The organism is Bacillus sp. Je.9.29.b (assembly GCF_051129925.1).
Classification (GTDB): domain Bacteria; phylum Bacillota; class Bacilli; order Bacillales; family Bacillaceae; genus Bacillus; species Bacillus safensis.
The window spans coordinates 91,133-108,969 of sequence record NZ_JBCPSO010000006.1; the positions used below are offsets into that span (position 1 = coordinate 91,133).

The following is a 17,837-nucleotide window of genomic DNA, read 5'->3' on the forward strand; positions in this document are numbered from 1 at the left end:
AGCTGGGAGGCCTTTAACTTGTTTAGATTTTCTTTACTTTGTTCATGTATTCTTCAAATGTTAAATCATGATCATGCATCGCTTTTGCGGCTTCTTTTCCCACATAGCGCAGATGCCACGGCTCATATTCGTATTTCGTAATGTCTTCTTTTCCTTTTGGATAACGGATGATAAAGCCATATTTATAGGCGTTTTTAGCCACCCATTTGCCATCTGGTGTTTCACCAAACTTTTCAGATATCTCAAAACCGGCACTTTTTGAGGAAATGTCCATGGCTAAACCTGTTTGATGTTCACTTTCGCCTGGTAAAGCGACTGCTTCTTGTGCTTTTTCTTTGCCTTTTAATTTGACCTCACTATCAAAAATGACCTTTTGACGGTCATAGGAGCGATAGCCAGATACTGCAGCAAGCTCGAAGTTTTCCTTTTTTGCACCTTTGAATAACTTCTCAAGCGCTTCCGCTGCTTCTTTGCGGATATATCGCTTTTCAATATCTTCCGAAAAAGAGAATTCTACTTTTGGTACAACGAGATCAGAAGGTTTATAGGTTCCTGGTAATGCATATTCTTTGTTGACAAGTGCTAGCACATTTTCAGGATTTTGAATGGTTTTCAGACCGCTCACAACCTTGATGTCATTGAAATATTCACTCTTTAACGTCAGCTCTTGATTCGATGAATCTGCCTTATCGTTTGAGTTGTGCTGGGGAGATGAACTTGCTGCGTTTTTTTGTTCGTTTGTTTTGTTTGATTCAGATGTACCGCTTTTTTGATCCAGCAACTGGCAGCCTGATAGCGCGGCTGTCAAACCAAGAATCGATGCGATTGAGAGTATTTTGTAGCTTTTCTTCATGACATACCTTCCTTTTGCTCTTCTAAAAAAATAAAGATGCGCTACATTGTAGCACACCCTTTATACTATTATAAAACGGAGTCTAGCGCAATTAAGATCATTTCATCAAACGTTGTTTGACGCTCTTCAGCCGTTGTTTCTTCTCCTGTTAGAACGTGATCACTCACAGTCAAAATTGATAACGCTTTTCGATCAAATTTTGCTGCAAGAGAATAAAGAGCGGTTGTCTCCATTTCGATCGCTAGGATACCATATTGAGCCATGAGCTCAAGTGGTTTTTCATTATAAAATTGGTCTGCTGTAAATACATTTCCGACACGTACAGCGACATTTTTTTCTTGAGCCGTGTCGTAGGCTTTCTTGAGCAGGCCAAAATCAGCGCATGGCGCATAATCAATCGGTCCAAAAGCGACACGATTCATTTGTGAATCTGTTGATGATGTCTGGGCTAAAATGACGTCACGTACATTGACATCTCTTTTGATGGCTCCACAAGATCCAACGCGAATTAAGTTTTGAACATCATAGCTTTGAATGAGTTCATTCACATAAATTGAAATAGACGGTACGCCCATTCCAGTGCCCTGTACAGAAACACGTTTTCCTTTATAGGTTCCAGTATAGCCATACATTCCGCGCACTTCGTTATAGCACTCAACATCTTCTAAATATGTATCTGCAATATATTTCGCACGAAGCGGATCGCCTGGCAGCAATACCGTTTCTGCAATTTGTCCTTTTTCTGCTCCAATATGTACACTCATTTTTTAGCCTCCACTTACGTTTACTATGTATTTTATCCTATTTATTATAAACGATCGAGCTTAAAAAAGAAAATACCAGCTGGATCTCAAGCTGGCATCATTCATTATCTATTTAACCTATCGTCATTAGTCGTTCACTGCGTTTCCACCCTGCCGGAGAGAGCTGATAATAGCACTTCCCCTTTTTCTTATCATCAATCACAACAATATCACCTGTTGTGATAAACCGCGCATTGTAATCATTAGGGACTGTATCATGTACATTAAATGTCGAGAATGCTTTTTCCAGTACATCAAGGTGTGTTCTGCCGCCAATCTTTGTCCGGTACACAGGCTGATGCCCGCTTGCAGCGCCATATTCAGGTGTCTGATAAATGGTTAAGTGAAATGCTGAAGGTTTCTTTTGAAAAAATCTCAACGTCAATTGCATTCAAATCCCTCCCCTTTTATATAAAATTGGCTGGGATCTGTCAATTTCCTTCTTCTATTTTTGTCGAATGACAGGCAATCTTTCGTCAATCTTTTTACAAATGAGAAATAAAGCGAGTCCTATCGCAAAGCCTCCTGCAACATCTGTCAAATAATGCACCCCGATATACATCCGGCTGATGCCGATGGCCAGAACGCAAAGCCCTGTGATCAAATAGACGATTTTTTGTCTTTCTTTCAGCCATGGGATCATTTCAACTAATAGATAAGCAATAAAAGGGTAGATTGTGGCTGCATTCATCGAATGTCCGCTCGGAAAGCTGTAATACGTTTCACCTACAAGGTGATCAAAGGCCGGACGTTCTCTAGCAAACAGCCCCTTTAATTCATGATTGATTGTTTTTTCTGTGAGATATAGTAGAAAAAGCATCATGATAGAGTAGTAGCGCTTATACATAAACAAGACCACACTAAAAATGAGCATGATTGGAACGAGCAGCGCGCTGATGCCAAAGTCCGTCAAAGCCAGCATGACATCATTTAAAAAAGGGAGTCTGATGCTTTCAAACCATAAGATAATCTGGTTGTCCAAATCTTGAAAAGCCCCAGATACCATGAGCGCAGCAATGGCGCCAAATAAAATGAAAAGAAATAGGATGTACACGCGAAGGATTCCCCTCCCTCTCTCTTCAGAATCTCTTCAAAGTATAGTGCCTACCACGCCTCTTCTTCAACTATCATTGCTTTTTTCAGCATATATTCAAATGTAATGTCAGCCAGCTCAAATGTTTCAAGCTCAGCAGGTATGTACCCTCTTTTGATCAGCTCCACGTAGAAGAACTCCGCAATTTCCTCTGTATCAATCACCAAATCTGCTTCTTTCATTGCATTCCGCCTCCTTTTTTATGATGTATGAACGCCGGCTGTTTTTTATTACAGTTTGTCATAATGGCTCATTCCATACATATAAATGCAGTAAACAAAAAGAAAAGGGGCTTGAAAGAATGAAATGGTTAAGCATATTAGATGGAGAAACTTTTGATCAGGTGATGGGCCGTATCTTGAGGGGATGGTTTTATGTGATTGCATTTTTCTGTGTGCCTTATTTTTTATTCGTATTAGGACAAGTCTTTCTTTAACCAAAATGTTCGTGTAAACTTTCCAAAATAAAATCCATCATATCCTTATATTCTGGATCTTTGAAAAATTCATAGAGAATTTTATAATCGTTATAAATATCAAGAAGCTCATCCACTATAGATACAGCCAGAAATTCAAGTGAAGATTCGCTTTCTTGTTTCTCTTCTAGCTGCAATAAAGCCGTTTGAACTATATCTTCTTCTAACTCTTTTGAGGTTTCTCCGACGTAATGCACAAAAAGAAGCTGATGAACAAACTGGTCCATCTCATATTTTCTTAGGACAAGCGTTAAATCTTCCTCTTCTGTTTCCAGCCACTCTCCGTCTTTCAGCCTCGTGAGTTCGTAAATGACATCTTCCCAGCCATCTTCAAGGTAACGCCAAATTTCAGTCCGATGACCGATGATTTTAAATAGCTCTTTTCCGTAATCTTTTACATATACAACATCGCCAATGAGGAACTCATATTCAATGTCCAGCTTTTCTGTATCGACAATCACTCCGCTATACTCATCGTAAAGCTGAAGTGATGTTTCAAAATAAAGCACCTCATTATGATTGACCTCATATAAATAGTGCTGGTCAATTTGATGGACTTTTGTAATCGTTCCGACTGTGCCGTACATGACAACGACGACAATATCCCCTACTTGATATTTTGGTGCTTTCGCCTTCATTCTGTCTCCCCCTTGCCCGACTTTTGGTCTTAACGTATCGTATGCCGGCGCAAGGAATTCTGCATGGGCAACCACACCATGCAAAACGCCATTTTATTTCTCATGAAAAAACCGCTTCTCCATTCGGATAAGCGGTTGTGTGTTATTTTTTTTTGACTTCTACTTCGTATTGCTCAAACGCTTCGTCAAATGTTGTCATTGAGCTTAAATAATCACCATTTAATTCTAAATAAGCGCACAGCTCATGATAATCTGTGGAAGCTTTAGGAAAGCTGTGATCCTCATACGCAGCATTTGCGAAATGGCTGATTTCATCTTTCGGTTTTGGATGTCTGAACTTCATTAAATAATGGTAAAACGACTTCACCTGTTTTTCCCTCCGCGACACACTATTTTGTTGTTATATTATACAGCAATTTGATGACTTGTATAGGCGGAGGTACAACTTATGATGAAAAGTCAAAGTAATTTCGCTTTAATAACCGCTCCATGCTCATTAATTCCTCGTAGGAGATTTTTTCTGGAAGTTTTGTCTGATCCACTAAAATTAATTGATCTTCAATCTCTTTGACCGTCTCATCCTTTTGATAGATCATTCCGCAGTGCGTGCAGGAAATGGACGGCGTTTCGATGATTTCAATTGATTGTGTGCCCGTGATCAGTTCCCAATAGACTGTTGTCTGCTCCGCATTTGCTTTGTTTTCCTCACACCAATCACATGTCAGCAAGGCTATTTCTCCTCCTTTACGGTTTGTTCTTTTTTGAGCTGCGCTTGATATTTCTTCTCTTTTAATTCGTCTCGTTTTTCACGTTTGTTTTTAAGTGTGTCATGCTCAGGATTTGTCTCATATGCTTCTCTACGTTTCATTCGGCTTAAATTCTCAGGCGTAAACGATCTCGCTTCATCCTCAAATAGTGCGGTAATACCAATTGCCGGTTCTTGTTTCTCTTCATAAATTTCATTAAAATACGCATCTGCCTGGCCTGCGACGTAATGCTCTGGTTCTGGATAAGAGGTGATGACACCTTCAAAGTTACGAAGGACGACTTTGTCAGGGCTTTGCGATAATAAATAATTTGGCTGTAAGGCAATTTTCCCTCCGCCTCCTGGCGCATCTACAACAAAGCTTGGTACTGCATAACCGCTCGTATGTCCTCTTAAGCCTTCAATGATTTCAAGCCCTTTTGATACCGGCGTTCTAAAGTGGCCAATGCCCTCAGATAAATCACATTGATAAATATAATATGGTCTGACCCGAATCTTCACAAGATCGTGCATCAGCTTCTTCATAATCGGCACACTGTCGTTAATACCTGCAAGGATGACAGCCTGATTCCCTACAGGAACGCCGGCATTCACAAGACGTTCGCACGCTTCTTTTGCTTCTTTTGTGATTTCAATACTTGTATTGAAATGGGTGTTCAGCCAAACTGGGTGATATTTTTTCAAAATCTCGCACAGCTCATCTGTAATACGCTGCGGAAAGACAACCGGCGCGCGGGTTCCAATCCGAATGATCTCAACGTGCGGAATATCTCGTAAGTTTTTCAAAATGTATTCAAGCACTTGATCATTGATTAACAGCCCATCTCCGCCAGAAATTAACACGTCCCGCACCTCAGGTGTTTCTCTAATATATCCAATTGCAGCATCTAACTGCTTTTTCGGCACACCCATACCAATCTGGCCGGAAAAACGCCTTCTCGTACAATAACGGCAGTACATGGAGCACTGATTTGTCACAAGAAACAGCACACGATCTGGATATCGGTGCGTGAGCCCCGGGACAGGTGAGTCCTCATCTTCATGCAGCGGGTCTTCCAGATCATATTTTGTTTTATGAAGCTCTTCTGCAATTGGCACAGATTGCATACGTATTGGACATCTTGGATCGTCTGGATTCATCAGTGAGGCATAGTAGGGTGTAATGTTGAGTGGAATGGTTTTGGTGGAAATCTTCACCCCTTCTCGTTCCTCTTCTGTTAAGTTTACGATTTTTTCTAAATCCTCAAGCGTTTTCACGGTATGCGTCAGCTGCCAAATCCAGTCGTTCCACTTTTCCTCAGGTACATCCTTCCAAAGCTCAATGTCCTTCCAGTGACGTGCCGGTTCATACAATTTCTGATTCATATCCATTCCCATTCCCCCTATCAGCATTCACTTTATACTATGCAAGTTATGTGCCAACATGGGAAAATGCCCCTATTCTTTACAAAAGGAGCTTTTACCCGTCATATTCAATTGGATGTTGTGCCTATATTTCGGCATCTGCATATTTCTTTAATTTATATTGCAGCGTTTGTCGAGGGATTTTTAAAGCAGCGGCGGTTTTTTTAATATTTCCATGATGCTGATGTAAAGCTTCTTGAATCAACGTTTGTTCAAATGAAGACACTTGATTTTTTAAGGAGGATTCAGATGTTTCTTTTTCCAGCTTTTGCTCACGTAAATGAGCCGGAAGGAATAGAGGGGTGATCTCTTCCGCTTCCTTTGGCATCATCAACACGGCATGCTCTATCGTATGTTTTAATTCTCTGACATTCCCAGGCCAGTGGTGCGCCATAAACAATCGTTCCGTTTCTTCAGAAAGGCGTGTGACGTTTTTTGAAAACTGCTGATGATAGGTTTGAATGAAGTGGCGGGATAGCAGCGTGATATCTTGCTTTCTTTCACGAAGCGGCGGGATATGAAAAGATGATACATGCAGTCTATAAAATAAATCTTCTCTTAAAATTTGCTTTTTCACTGCTTCGAATGGGTCCATATTGAGCGCAGTAATGAGCCGAACATCCACTTGAATGGACTTTGCGTCACCGATGCGGCGGACAACGCCATCCTCTAACACACGTAATAATTTCGTCTGCAGCGTGAGCGGCATCGCTTGCAGCTCATCAAGAAAAAGTGTGCCTCCATCAGCTAATTCGAAAAGTCCCTTGCGATCAAGTGCACCAGTATAGCTCCCTTTGACAGATCCGAACAATAAACTTTCAAGTAATGATTCTGGGAGTGCTGCACAGTTTTGCGGAATGAACACTTGATTTTTCCGGTCAGATTCATGGACAATGGCTTGAACGAGCACTTCTTTTCCTGTCCCTGTTTCCCCGTAGACAACAACTGATGATGGATAAGCAGCTGCTTTTTTTGCCCTTTCAAGCATTTCTTTTAAAAGCGGATCATTTGTTAAAAATGAAGCAAAATCATGCATTTGTACGGCCTCAGCCGCGTCTTGTGTTCGCTTTTTTTGCCCTAAACGATTGGAAAGAGCCGACAGCTTTGATACATCTTTTGCGACTTCGACCGCGCCTATTAACTCGTTATCTTCGATAATAGGCAATGTCGTGTTCACTGTTTCAATCCTTTCTCCGTTTTTATTCAAATAGGTTTGAAGTGAATGATAAATGGGCTTTCCTGTTCGCAACACATGCATGAGCGTACTTGTTTTTTCAGTTAAAGAGGGATACACATCAAGGATGTACTTGCCAATCACCTCTTCTTTTTGTAAACAGTCAAATTTAGCGGCATTATGATTGTAAAAAATCGTCATCCCTCGATCATCTACAACGTGAATGGCTTCATCAATGGCTTCTAAAATCAATTCAAACCAATCTGCTCTTTCGACAACCTTCCCCATTCTTTCCCCCTCACTTTCAGTGCCAAAAAACCGGCATCAATTGCCGAGTTTTCAGCGGCTTGATCATTTCTAAAAGGTTCCTGTCCTTTTCATGTTTCGCTTTTTCCTTTCTACTTCCTGCAATCATTGCGAAAAAAGCACCCCTCTTATGAGGAGTGCTTTCGTCCGGATGTTTGATAAAGAGACATATCGAATTCTTGCAGCGATTCCCTATACAGCGGCACAATCGGCTTTCCTTCCTGAAAAAACGTAAATTGGGATGGGTACAGCTTAATCGGCTGATGATAAAAAGCAAATCGCTTCACGATCTCAGGATCAATTCGGCAAAAGGTATGATGCACAAGTAAATAAACATCTTGTTTCCATTTAAACAGGCGCCTGTTTGGCGGACTGAAAACCGGAGAAGCTTGAATGATGCTGCCATCCTCAAATGCCTGGAGCTGATCATTTGAAATCGTATAGATCTCCTTTGGATGAAACTGAAAATATTGCACGTCACGTTTTGAAGCAAACCGTCTTTTTTTCTGATCTTCAATATAAAAGAACGTTTTCCCATAATCTGCGGTGACAACTGTATAATTGGGTACTGCCAGCTTCTCTTTCATTTCATATTTCATCTCACATAACAGCGGAACACGAATCGCACGCCTGTTCTTTTCATTGATCCAGCGTTTTTCAATTCCATGAAGTTTCCCGTCTGCGATTTGATAATAATCTCCTTCTTTTTCAATGACCGTTCCGTCAATTAAATCATACGGCATACTCGAAAACAGATGATGAAAGGAATGAGGCGTTTTATACGTTGTATCCAGTACATCTTTTAATGGAAAAAACGCAGCGAAGTGATTCAGCCTCATCCAAAATACAGAATCTGCATGATGCCAGTGCTTTGGCTCATCATCCCAATATTGTCCGTATTTTTCATGGATCAGTGGAAGCAAGCAGCTTCTGTGCATGACCGAACAATGGTCCACTTGAAAGGACGCATGCTCTAAGATTTGATCTGCTTCTCGAATAAAACTCATCGTTTCCACTAAATGCTGATCAACATGCACGACCCGCTGCGAGGAATACACAATATCTATGTGAGGCTTCGACCGAAAAACATCCACCATTTTAAGCAAACGATCTTGATGGTACACGGTATCATCGGTTAAATAACAAATGAGCTCACCTGTTATACGGGTTAATGCTTCATTAATAAGCGTCGCATATCGTGCAGTTAACAGCCGTTTTGCCGGATGAACTGTGTGCGAATACAGCTGAATGCGTTCATCACTTAAATAGGGCTGGATCTTTTGAATGGTGCCCTCTTCTGAGCCATCATCCATAATCAAAAGCTCCCAATGCGGATACGTTTGATCTACCATACTCTTTAGCACACGATCAATGAAATCTGGTTTATTGTAGCTTGTTAAAATCACCGATACTTTCATGATCATTATCCTTTTTGATTAGATTAAAAAGCCCCCCAGCTGACAATGTTCACATAAGGAACACTCACTCTTAGCTGATTTGTCGCGTTTTTAAAGACTGCAACCGTATCAAACAATTGCACGACAACCACGTTTTGAAGTACATCTCCATTGACTAAATGAACACGCGGCACTGGAATGCCAAGCTCAAGCCATGGACGAAGTAATTCTTTGATGTCTGACACATTCTCTTCCCCACTTTCTTCTAAAAGACGAAGAAGAAGTAAAATCAAGATGACTTCAAGCACTCCTTCCGACTCTAGTAATTCTTCGTTCCAACCATCTAATAATTGTTCAAATTCCATTCATAATCCCTCTCTCTTCACATTTAATCTTTACTAGAGTATGAGCGTCACTTCATTTAGCCTCAGCATTTGAAAACATTTTTAAAAATGTGTGAAGTGATTAAATGAAAAAAAGATCAGGAATCAGCGTTCTGCTTATGCCAAAAAAAATGAACGGCATATACATAGGGGTGAGTTTGAATTGATGAAGAAAGGATGGGGAAAAAATGAGCGAAAAGCGTGCTGAATTAAAAAAGGAACTATTGAAAGTGTTTTTCAAACCAATTACTCGTGCATTAACAGCTAATCTCGAAGAAGGAGGAGTTCAAATGGAAGAAAAATTGAACGATTTATTAAGTGAAGTGGCAGCTGAGGCATCACCTTCAGATTCTGCTACAACACTCGATGTATCTCAGCCAGCAAGATGGATCTTCGCAAGACTTGCACCAGGAACAGTCATTAGCATTGTCACTGACTCAGGAGATTTAATTGGGCCAGTTCAATTTGTATCATTCGATGCTTCAACAGGTGTTGTATTTGTTACACAAGAAAGCTCTGTCACACCTACAGGCTCAGCAACGACTCTATTAGATGTAGATAAAGTTGAAAGTGTTACATTCACATCTTAATGTGAGAGGATCATCATGAAGCTTCTTTATATCAGTTCTGGCTACGGCGGAATCTATCACATGTTTGATCAATGGGTAGAAGAAAGCTTCATTGATTCCCCCTTTTCATGTGTAAAGATTGATAGAGAATCTCTACCTACTAACATGCACAAAATCCGGACATTTTCTCCGGATTTTGTTTTGATGATGATCGGTGATCATGTTCCGAAAGATGTGCTTCATCAATTCAAACAAGAAAAAATCCCGATTGTTCTTTGGATGACAGAAGATCCTTTTTATACAGATGTGTCAGCTGCTTGCGCACATGAAGCTCAGCTTATATTAACGATTGATGAAGGGGTTTTGCCATTTTATAAACAATTAGGCGCTGATCATACGCACTACTTTCCCATTCCGGCAAATACACGTGTCTTTCAGAAAAATGAATCGCCAGAAGAGATGTGCACGTATGACATTGCACTCATTGGCTACCCTTATCCCAACCGCATCAAAGCCATCAATACACTCTTGCAGCAAAACAAATGGCGTATTCTCGTTGCAGGTAAGGAGTGGCACCGTCACTTAAATAAATCACGGAGACATTATCGTGATTTCACACTGATAACGAATTGGCTGAGTCCTCAGCAAATGGCGGACATCTATCAGCAGACAGCAATTGTCCTGAATCCGCATAGGCCGGCTCAATTTGTGTATAACAAAAACAAAGCCATGATTCAAAATACGAGCCTCAATAACAGAGCATTTGACATTGCTGCAACTGGAAGTTTTCAATTGACGGATCTACCTCCGCCGCCTGCTTTTTCAAGCTTTGCTTTTTACAAAGATGAGGATGATTTGATAAAACAGGTGGAATACTATGGATCAAATGCAGGTGAAAGAAAGGCGGCCGCACTGAACAACTATGAGCAAGCCGTTTGCTGGAATACATTTGATACGATGCCACAAAGGCTTTATGACATTGTAAAAAGCGCCCTATAACTGGGCGCTTTTTCTCGTTGAATGCCAGCTTATGCATGATCTTCCGCATCTCGGCGAGCTAATAAGATTTTCTCTGCCTCTTTCCGATCTGCCTCCTGTTTCACCACAAGTGACCGCGTGTGATCCATCATATATGCTCCGACAGATCCTTCTAAAAAGGAATGAATGCATTCTTTGGCATAATGAGCATGAAAAGCATATATCGCACCATTTAGCCGGCCATACGTATATGGCTGCTCATGCTTTGGCATGAAAAAGTAATGATTGTCCTTATATAAAGTAGCTTCATTGTTTTCATGCAGTGTCCAAGTTTCATTTGGGTTTTCTAACGCCTCTGTAAAAGATGCGGTGCAGTCATATCCCCCTTCCACTAAAAGCTGCAAGCACTTGTCGATATCTGCCGGCTGTCTTAGAGGAGACGATGGATGCAGATACAGCACAATATCAAAGGTTTTCCCCTCCCGCTCTAAATAAGCAAGCGCATGCTTCACAGCTAACAGTGACGGCGTTTGTTCTGTTACATGTGTGCTTGGCAGTTCAATCACATTTGCTCCGTAGTGAGATGAAATGATTTGCGTATTGACATCCTCTGAGGAGACGATGACTTCATCTAATTCAATCATTTGCAATAACGACTGAATGGTCCAATAGATAAGCGGCCTCTCTGCCAATATGCGTATGTGTTCATCGTGCTGGCCGTCGTGACTTCTAAATGCAGGTATCATGGCTAAAATACGATTTCCCCTATACATGTCTTCTCTTCTCCCCTCGCGCACAGCTCCCTACAATTTTCTTCTCTGCCCGAGCTGACCGCAGTACTGAAGTATTCAGGTCTCTCGTTTTTCTAGTTGATCTCTTATCTCTCCATATTCTATTAAGACGACAAGCAGATGGTTATAATTTGTTCACCTAATTTATACATGAAGTGGTTCTTTTCCTCAAACGAATGCCGCTCTTTCACATATGATGCAAAGTAGAGAAATGAGAGTTGGGGGATTAGATATGTCCAAACAGATAGAAACGACTTTGAAGACCTTTTTTCGTGACAAAACGATATTGGTTACAGGCGGTACGGGGTCAATCGGCCGGCAAATCGTGAATAAATTAACAAGTTGCTCTCCAAAGAAGATAATCGTCTTCAGTAAAGATGACAGCAAACAATACATGATGAAAAATGAGTACGCAGATCATCCAGAGGTCGTATTCGCTTTAGGAGATGTCCGGGATGCAAGCCGCGTGAGACAGCTCGTCAAGGGTGTGGATATCATTTTCCATGCAGCGGCCTTAAAACAAGTACCCACTTGTGAAGATAATCCGTTCGAAGCCGTTCAAACGAATATCATCGGCGGGCAGCACGTCATTGAAGCCGCTCTCGAACATGAAGTGAGTCATGTCGTCAACATTTCAACTGACAAAGCGGTTTCTCCAACGAATGCCATGGGTGCAACAAAATTGATTTCAGAAAAACTATTTTTCCAAGCAAACGAAAGTATTCCGAATCAAAAAACGAGGTTTTGCTCTGTACGCTTTGGTAATGTGCTTGGATCTAGAGGTTCCGTTATTCCGATCATGCTCCAGCAGCTATTAAATGAAAAACCTTTGACCGTGACAGATCCTCATATGACACGTTTTTTTATGTCCATTGAAGAGGCTGTTTCCCTCACACTTCAAGCAGCAATCATGATGAAAGGCGGCGAAACCTTCATTCTCAAGATGGAATCCTTACAGCTTGCCGATCTCCTAAAAGCGTTTCATGAATATGCCGCTCAAATCAATGCTAAATCTCCGGATATTCTTGTAGTGGGAAAAAGACCTGGCGAAAAGCTTCACGAGGAGCTCACATTTCCGCACGAAGCAGATGCACTGTTTGAACACGAACAATTTTATGCCATTTTACCGAGACCACATTTGCACCCTGCCTTTCAAAAAGTCGACTTAACGAATTACACCTCAAAAGAAGCACCGCTCATTACAAAAGAAAAGCTGTTCCACATCATCGAACAATTACATCATACACATCATAAAAAATAAAAAATCGTCACACGGAAGCAGCTGCTTTCCATGTGACGATTTTTAAATGGATCAATCAAATAGATGTTTCAAATCTCCGTAGCCTTCTTTTTCAAGATCATCCTTTGGGATAAACTTTAAAGCGGCTGAGTTAATACAATACCGAAGACCGTTTGGCCCTGGTCCATCAGGAAAAACATGACCTAGATGAGAATCAGCTGTTTTACTGCGAACCTCTGTCCGCACCATTCCATGACTCGTATCAACCTTCTCTGCTACTTCTTCCTCTTCAAGCGGTTTTGTAAAACTTGGCCATCCGCAGTGGGCATCAAACTTATCTAAAGAAGAAAAAAGCGGCTTTCCTGAAACGATATCCACATAGATACCTTCTTCTTTATGATCCCAAAATTCATTTTGAAATGGCGGCTCTGTGCCATTATTTTGCGTGACTTCGTACTGCATGCGGTTTAATTCTTTTATACGCTTTTCTTTTTCATTTGCCATTATTTATCACTCCAATGGGACTCAATAAAACCGGCTCTGCCCGACCCGACATGATATCGTTCGTAGTGCATTTTGTTTTTCTTATAATAATGCTGATGATATTCCTCTGCTGGATAAAAAGGACCTGCGTCTAAAATTTCTGTAACGATTGGCTTTTTGAAAATCCCGCTGTGGCTCAGCTGCTCTTTCGATGCTTCTGCAAGCTTTCGCTGCTGGTCATGATGAACATAAATACCTGTACGGTAAGATTCCCCTCTATCACCAAATTGCCCGCCATCGTCTGTTGGGTCTATTTGCTGCCAATACAGCTCTAGCAGCTTCTCATATGGAAACACGTCAGGATCAAACGTGATTTGAACCGCTTCTCTATGTCCCGTTGTATTTGTACATACTTCCTCATAGGTCGGATTCACTGTATGTCCGCCAGTATACCCTGATTCAACTTTGATAATGCCCGGCTGTTCATCAAAAGGTTTAACCATACACCAGAAGCAGCCTCCTGCAAATGTGGCTAATTCTTGTTTTTCAGACATATTAGTGCCCCCTTCATTTAAAAAATGGTATCATCATATTATAACATGATAAAAAATAATGAAAATGATACGACTTGTATACCAAAATAAAAGAAAGCATTACGTCGTATCTTTAAAATATAATGGGGGTTTAATGATTGGAACAAAGAAAACAAATGATGTACGAAATGGACACTTTACTGAGAACCGTATTTAAGCAGATCCGTTATGAAATTAACAGCCTGCTCGAAAACGAATTATCTCGGAATGAATTTCTTATTTTAAATCTGCTCCGTGAGCAAGGTGCAAAAAAAGTAACGGAATTCGCTTCCATTCTTGGAGTGTCAGCAAGTCATATTACCGCTGTGACTGACACACTCGTAGAAAAAGGCTGGATTACCCGTATCCGCTCAAAAGAGGACCGCCGCATCATCAAAATCCACTTAACCGATAAGGGTAAGGAAATTACTGAGCATTTTGAGAAAAAGAAAACGGAATACTTTATGGAGCGATTTGAATCATTTGATGACGAAGAACTAAAAACCATGATCAAATTATTTAAAAAGCTGGATAAAAGTCAAAAGGATTAAGCATAGATTTTAGCGCTCAGGACATGCTACGGATAAAAAGAGGTGGAATGAACCATGACAAGCCCTTACCTTTGTCCAAACTGTAAAACAAACAGAACGCGCTTTAATCTCATTGAGCAGCTTTCAGAACCTGTCAAGCTAGATCCAGCAACAGGAGCAGTTGTCGAAAGATACGAAGGAGAACAGCTGTCTCCCTTTCACTTGAGCTATCAAGGTCCTCAAATGAAAGTCCAGTGCGGCGTTTGTGGTTTAATTGAGGATGAAAAAACGTTCATTAAACTAGCTGAATATCATCAATATTCTTCTCCTTCTTAACATGCCGGCCTGACGGAATACGTCAGGCTTTTTTCTATGCTTCTTTTGCCTATACAGATCGTCTTTTTCATGCATACGCTACAAAAAACACCATTGCATGAGAAAGAAGGGATTGATGACATGCAGCAGCTCTTTTATCATGACTTTCCATATCGGACATTCGCTGACACCTACGAGCATCTTCAAAGCAGCCCTTCATCAAAAGCCTTTATTCGATTATTTCACGCTGCACCAGATCTCAGTGAGCTCGCTGTTTATGTGAACCGGAAGCAGGTAATGAAACCAATGCCTTACAGCCATTTGACCGCTTATATGGAGTGGGATGAGGGAATGTATGAAATAGAAGTGTTCAAACTGGCTACAAATGAGAGAATTCTTCATTCCCGCATTCGCTTTAAGAGCGGCGAGGTCTACACATTATGTATCACAGGTGCCCGTGCAGGCTTTGCACTCTTGACTGAGCAGCAGGCTGCTTTGATCAAACAAGAAGACCTCTCAGCACTTACATTTGTACAGCTGTCTCCGGACCTTCCTTCTATAGATATATATGAACGAGACCAAGGGGTTATATCGAAGGAGCTTGATTATGTAAACAGCACCCACATTCATCATTTCTCCCCAAATAAATATCATTTTGAATTGAAAGCCGCCGGCACTCAAAGTGTACTGCTTGATATCCCAAAAGTTCATCTGCAAACAAAGTGTGCATACCTGATTCTGCTTCATGGTTTTGCGAACGGAGAACCTGAACTTATGGCAAAGGTGGTCTTGTCTCGCCAACTATAAAAAAGAGCCTTTCCTAAAATGGAAAAGGCTCCTTACGAGACATCTTCAGCTTTTTCTTGCTTTTGAAAATCAAAAGCAAGAATCATCGTGCCAAGAAATAATGCACAGTAGGCAATATTTAAGTAAAACTGATCGATATTTTCTGCTTTTAAAGCATTGGCAGCTGTTATGCCGAAGTACGCAGCAAATAAAAACGACAGTAAACTAAAATATTGATAGACTCGCTTCATGATTTCACTCCTGACTCACACGTTCTATTGCTTTGGATGATAATATGAAAATTCAATTTCATCGTTCTGTAGATCAATTTTGTTTGCTTTCACATACATATCATTCGTCAGCGGCATTTCTGAAAGACGCACTTCAACCGTTTTTTGATCCGGTTTTACATGAACGAACTCTGGCAGCTCATAGAACTGACCCATGTAGCTTAAAACAAAACTAATCGGAATGCTCAATTGTCCAATTGAAAAGTCATCCACTTTCAAAAGCACATCACCATTATCTTCAACAGTTGGCGTAAATGAGACGTTTGCATCAATCGTTGAAGAGAAAGCTTTAATTGCGCCTGTTACTTTCACATCTTGATCGATTGCTACATGAAAGTCTGGCATATCATTTGATCCTTGATTTTTCAAATAATCATTCACAAAGCTGGTGAGTGATTCCTTTGAGCTGGATATATTAAAAGCATATTCGCTTTTCACTTCTTTGGTTGAAGCGGATTGACCGCCTGGCAGCAGCATCAAAATACCGCAGCCAATCACAATCAATAGATTGATTGCAAGTAAAATAAAAAATAAGCTTTTCCATTTTTTCATCTGTTTCACCCTATTCCTTCGGCAGTCCTTCTTTTTTCACTTCGGAGAATAAACGATTTGCCATAAGAGAGTACCCCTTTTGGTTTGGGTGGAAATCATCTTCTGCCAGTAATTTTTCATCAGAACCTTCTTCAAATAAATCTGCTACATTGACCATATCCGCATTGCCGTCTTTTTTGAGTTCCTTTTTGGCAGCGGCATTCCAGTCTTGAACGACTTCATCAATATCTCGCAGCTCAGACAAACTGAATTTAAAAGGATTGTACATGCTGACATACATGATTTTCGCATGATCATTCTGTTCTCTCAGTTGAGCAAGAATGGTTTTAAAGCGCTCTTCAAAAGGACCCTGCTCTTTTTGAAAAGGAGCAAACGTCAAATTAAGCACATTTTGACGGACAACATGCATGAGATCATTCCCGCCGATCGTAAAGAAAATATAGTCAGCGTCTTTCAGTCCGTCCTGCACCTTTTTTTCTTTTAATCTTTTTAATAAATCTACTGTTCTACTGCCTTTAATGGCATAGTTTTTTAATGTGACAGACTGCACGCCTTCCACTGCTTCTATCTTGTCACGGGTCATGCCTGCATAGCCTTTTTTATCTTGATCTCCGATTCCTTCTGTTAAAGAATCTCCAACCGCTGCGATGGTAATATGTTCTTTTACTTTTGGTGTGTCTTCTAGTTTATCCTTTATGCCAGCCTCTTGCGCGGAACATGCAGAAAGAACAAAAGCTAGAGACATCACAATCAAAATCAAACGAGCCTTCAAACGATGATGTCCCTCCTTTTTCTGATTAAAAAAGTGTATCATGTTTTCGCCCATTTGAACATCCTTATGCTAGCTTCGGTTCAGCGTTTTGATGTCCTTGATGATGTCATCATAAGGTGTGTTTTGCACCCCATCATAGTTTTTCATCACTTTCCCATCTTGATTGACAAGAAAAAACAGGGACTGATGAATCACTTGGTCTTCATCTTCAGGTTTTTTTACAATGGTTTTAAAACTTTTCATTGCGAATTTTTCAATTTCTGACTGTGAATACCCAGTGAGAAAATCCCAATTTTTAAAGGACAATGGATAGGCTTTTGCAAATTCCTTTAGCTTTTTAGGTGAATCGACCTCTGGGTCCACGCTAAAGGAAATAATATGCGCATCCAATTTTTCTTCTTTTAACCGTTTTTGCAGCTCTGTCATATGAGCAGTCATCGGCGGACAAATCGTTTCACAGCTTGTGAAAATAAAATCAGCTACCCATACTTTCCCCTTCAAATCATCCAATGACACCTTTTGGCCATCTTGATTTTCAAACTCAAACGGCTCTATTTGATAATTTAAAGCATCCTTGATTTGCCCATTTGAACATGAGACTAAAAGAAGCACGCTTATCATCATAAGCGCACTAAGTAAGGCTCCCCTTTTTCTATACATGATATGT

The 17,837-nt window shown here is 40.6% G+C and carries 25 protein-coding genes; 6 read left to right on the forward strand and 19 right to left on the reverse strand.

What is annotated here, in order from left to right:
• Nucleotides 1-22: 22 nt before the first annotated feature.
• The 12 genes from AAZR19_RS13330 to cgeC form a co-directional block, all read right to left on the reverse strand.
• Nucleotides 23-853 (reverse strand): M15 family metallopeptidase, encoded by an 831-nt coding sequence (locus AAZR19_RS13330; protein ID WP_024422705.1) that lies wholly within the window; start codon nt 851-853, stop codon nt 23-25.
• 68 nt (nt 854-921) lie between these two features.
• Nucleotides 922-1,617 (reverse strand): purine-nucleoside phosphorylase, encoded by a 696-nt coding sequence (gene deoD, locus AAZR19_RS13335; RefSeq protein ID WP_041109512.1) that lies wholly within the window; start codon nt 1,615-1,617, stop codon nt 922-924.
• A 112-nt stretch (nt 1,618-1,729) separates the two neighbouring features.
• Nucleotides 1,730-2,047 carry a hypothetical protein gene (locus tag AAZR19_RS13340; protein ID WP_024422706.1) on the reverse strand — a complete coding sequence of 106 codons (318 nt, stop codon included), beginning with the start codon at nt 2,045-2,047 and terminating at the stop codon, nt 1,730-1,732.
• 54 nt (nt 2,048-2,101) lie between these two features.
• Nucleotides 2,102-2,710: a phosphatase PAP2 family protein gene (locus tag AAZR19_RS13345; RefSeq protein WP_342499590.1), complete on the reverse strand. Its 609-nt coding sequence runs from the start codon at nt 2,708-2,710 to the stop codon at nt 2,102-2,104.
• A gap of 50 nt (nt 2,711-2,760) precedes the next feature.
• On the reverse strand, nt 2,761-2,931 hold the full coding sequence (locus AAZR19_RS13350) for a YozD family protein (RefSeq protein ID WP_065214722.1): 171 nt from the start codon (nt 2,929-2,931) through the stop codon (nt 2,761-2,763).
• Between the two features lie 250 nt (nt 2,932-3,181).
• Entirely contained in the window at nt 3,182-3,862 is a 681-nt protein-coding gene (locus AAZR19_RS13355; protein WP_434703474.1) for a hypothetical protein, read from the reverse strand.
• 142 nt (nt 3,863-4,004) lie between these two features.
• The gene (locus AAZR19_RS13360) at nt 4,005-4,229 is read right to left on the reverse strand and encodes a YozE family protein (protein ID WP_024422709.1); all 225 of its coding nucleotides are present in this window, start codon (nt 4,227-4,229) and stop codon (nt 4,005-4,007) included.
• Nucleotides 4,230-4,308: 79 nt separating this feature from the next.
• Nucleotides 4,309-4,590 (reverse strand): YokU family protein, encoded by a 282-nt coding sequence (locus tag AAZR19_RS13365; RefSeq protein ID WP_024422710.1) that lies wholly within the window; start codon nt 4,588-4,590, stop codon nt 4,309-4,311.
• A gap of 2 nt (nt 4,591-4,592) precedes the next feature.
• Nucleotides 4,593-5,993, reverse strand: a complete 1,401-nt coding sequence (ablA, locus tag AAZR19_RS13370; RefSeq protein ID WP_024428317.1) for a lysine 2,3-aminomutase — start codon at nt 5,991-5,993, stop codon at nt 4,593-4,595.
• Nucleotides 5,994-6,117: 124 nt separating this feature from the next.
• Entirely contained in the window at nt 6,118-7,494 is a 1,377-nt protein-coding gene (locus AAZR19_RS13375; RefSeq protein ID WP_326149502.1) for a sigma-54 interaction domain-containing protein, read from the reverse strand.
• Between the two features lie 146 nt (nt 7,495-7,640).
• Nucleotides 7,641-8,936 carry a glycosyltransferase family 2 protein gene (locus tag AAZR19_RS13380; RefSeq protein ID WP_434703477.1) on the reverse strand — a complete coding sequence of 432 codons (1,296 nt, stop codon included), beginning with the start codon at nt 8,934-8,936 and terminating at the stop codon, nt 7,641-7,643.
• A gap of 17 nt (nt 8,937-8,953) precedes the next feature.
• On the reverse strand, nt 8,954-9,274 hold the full coding sequence (gene cgeC, locus AAZR19_RS13385) for a spore maturation protein CgeC (RefSeq protein WP_024422713.1): 321 nt from the start codon (nt 9,272-9,274) through the stop codon (nt 8,954-8,956).
• Nucleotides 9,275-9,480: 206 nt separating this feature from the next.
• On the opposite strand from cgeC, the gene AAZR19_RS13390 reads away from it, so the two are divergent.
• Together AAZR19_RS13390 and AAZR19_RS13395 are read left to right on the forward strand one after the other, a co-directional pair.
• Entirely contained in the window at nt 9,481-9,882 is a 402-nt protein-coding gene (locus tag AAZR19_RS13390) for a hypothetical protein (protein WP_041109522.1), read from the forward strand.
• Between the two features lie 15 nt (nt 9,883-9,897).
• Nucleotides 9,898-10,860 carry a CgeB family protein gene (locus AAZR19_RS13395; protein WP_434703480.1) on the forward strand — a complete coding sequence of 321 codons (963 nt, stop codon included), beginning with the start codon at nt 9,898-9,900 and terminating at the stop codon, nt 10,858-10,860.
• A 29-nt stretch (nt 10,861-10,889) separates the two neighbouring features.
• Here AAZR19_RS13395 and AAZR19_RS13400 read toward each other — a convergent pair whose 3' ends face one another.
• Nucleotides 10,890-11,612, reverse strand: coding sequence for a cytidylyltransferase domain-containing protein (locus AAZR19_RS13400; protein ID WP_434703482.1), 723 nt, complete (start codon nt 11,610-11,612; stop codon nt 10,890-10,892).
• A 250-nt stretch (nt 11,613-11,862) separates the two neighbouring features.
• Between AAZR19_RS13400 and AAZR19_RS13405 the strand changes: the two genes are divergently transcribed.
• Nucleotides 11,863-12,891 carry an SDR family NAD(P)-dependent oxidoreductase gene (locus AAZR19_RS13405; protein ID WP_041109529.1) on the forward strand — a complete coding sequence of 343 codons (1,029 nt, stop codon included), beginning with the start codon at nt 11,863-11,865 and terminating at the stop codon, nt 12,889-12,891.
• Between the two features lie 51 nt (nt 12,892-12,942).
• Here the strand turns inward: AAZR19_RS13405 and msrB are convergent, their stop codons facing one another.
• Nucleotides 12,943-13,374 (reverse strand): peptide-methionine (R)-S-oxide reductase MsrB, encoded by a 432-nt coding sequence (gene msrB / locus AAZR19_RS13410; protein WP_041109531.1) that lies wholly within the window; start codon nt 13,372-13,374, stop codon nt 12,943-12,945.
• Complete coding sequence (gene msrA, locus AAZR19_RS13415) at nt 13,374-13,907, reverse strand: peptide-methionine (S)-S-oxide reductase MsrA (RefSeq protein WP_076841081.1); 534 nt, start codon at nt 13,905-13,907, stop codon at nt 13,374-13,376. Before msrA ends, msrB begins: the two co-directional genes overlap by 1 nt.
• A 137-nt stretch (nt 13,908-14,044) precedes the next feature.
• Between msrA and AAZR19_RS13420 the strand changes: the two genes are divergently transcribed.
• From AAZR19_RS13420 to AAZR19_RS13430, 3 genes are all read left to right on the forward strand, one after another.
• Complete coding sequence (locus AAZR19_RS13420) at nt 14,045-14,476, forward strand: MarR family transcriptional regulator (protein WP_007500780.1); 432 nt, start codon at nt 14,045-14,047, stop codon at nt 14,474-14,476.
• 54 nt (nt 14,477-14,530) lie between these two features.
• Nucleotides 14,531-14,791 carry a hypothetical protein gene (locus tag AAZR19_RS13425; RefSeq protein ID WP_024422721.1) on the forward strand — a complete coding sequence of 87 codons (261 nt, stop codon included), beginning with the start codon at nt 14,531-14,533 and terminating at the stop codon, nt 14,789-14,791.
• Between the two features lie 120 nt (nt 14,792-14,911).
• On the forward strand, nt 14,912-15,577 hold the full coding sequence (locus AAZR19_RS13430) for a DUF4397 domain-containing protein (RefSeq protein WP_076841098.1): 666 nt from the start codon (nt 14,912-14,914) through the stop codon (nt 15,575-15,577).
• Between the two features lie 32 nt (nt 15,578-15,609).
• Here AAZR19_RS13430 and ypmT read toward each other — a convergent pair whose 3' ends face one another.
• The 4 genes from ypmT to AAZR19_RS13450 all read right to left on the reverse strand — a co-directional run bounded on the left by ypmT (nt 15,610) and on the right by AAZR19_RS13450 (nt 17,830).
• Nucleotides 15,610-15,807 (reverse strand): protein YpmT, encoded by a 198-nt coding sequence (gene ypmT / locus AAZR19_RS13435; protein ID WP_024422723.1) that lies wholly within the window; start codon nt 15,805-15,807, stop codon nt 15,610-15,612.
• A gap of 24 nt (nt 15,808-15,831) precedes the next feature.
• Complete coding sequence (locus tag AAZR19_RS13440) at nt 15,832-16,398, reverse strand: YpmS family protein (protein WP_024422724.1); 567 nt, start codon at nt 16,396-16,398, stop codon at nt 15,832-15,834.
• A gap of 10 nt (nt 16,399-16,408) precedes the next feature.
• Nucleotides 16,409-17,170 carry an SGNH/GDSL hydrolase family protein gene (locus AAZR19_RS13445; protein ID WP_239500391.1) on the reverse strand — a complete coding sequence of 254 codons (762 nt, stop codon included), beginning with the start codon at nt 17,168-17,170 and terminating at the stop codon, nt 16,409-16,411.
• A 69-nt stretch (nt 17,171-17,239) separates the two neighbouring features.
• Nucleotides 17,240-17,830, reverse strand: coding sequence for an SCO family protein (locus tag AAZR19_RS13450; RefSeq protein WP_041109536.1), 591 nt, complete (start codon nt 17,828-17,830; stop codon nt 17,240-17,242).
• Nucleotides 17,831-17,837 lie beyond the last annotated feature (7 nt).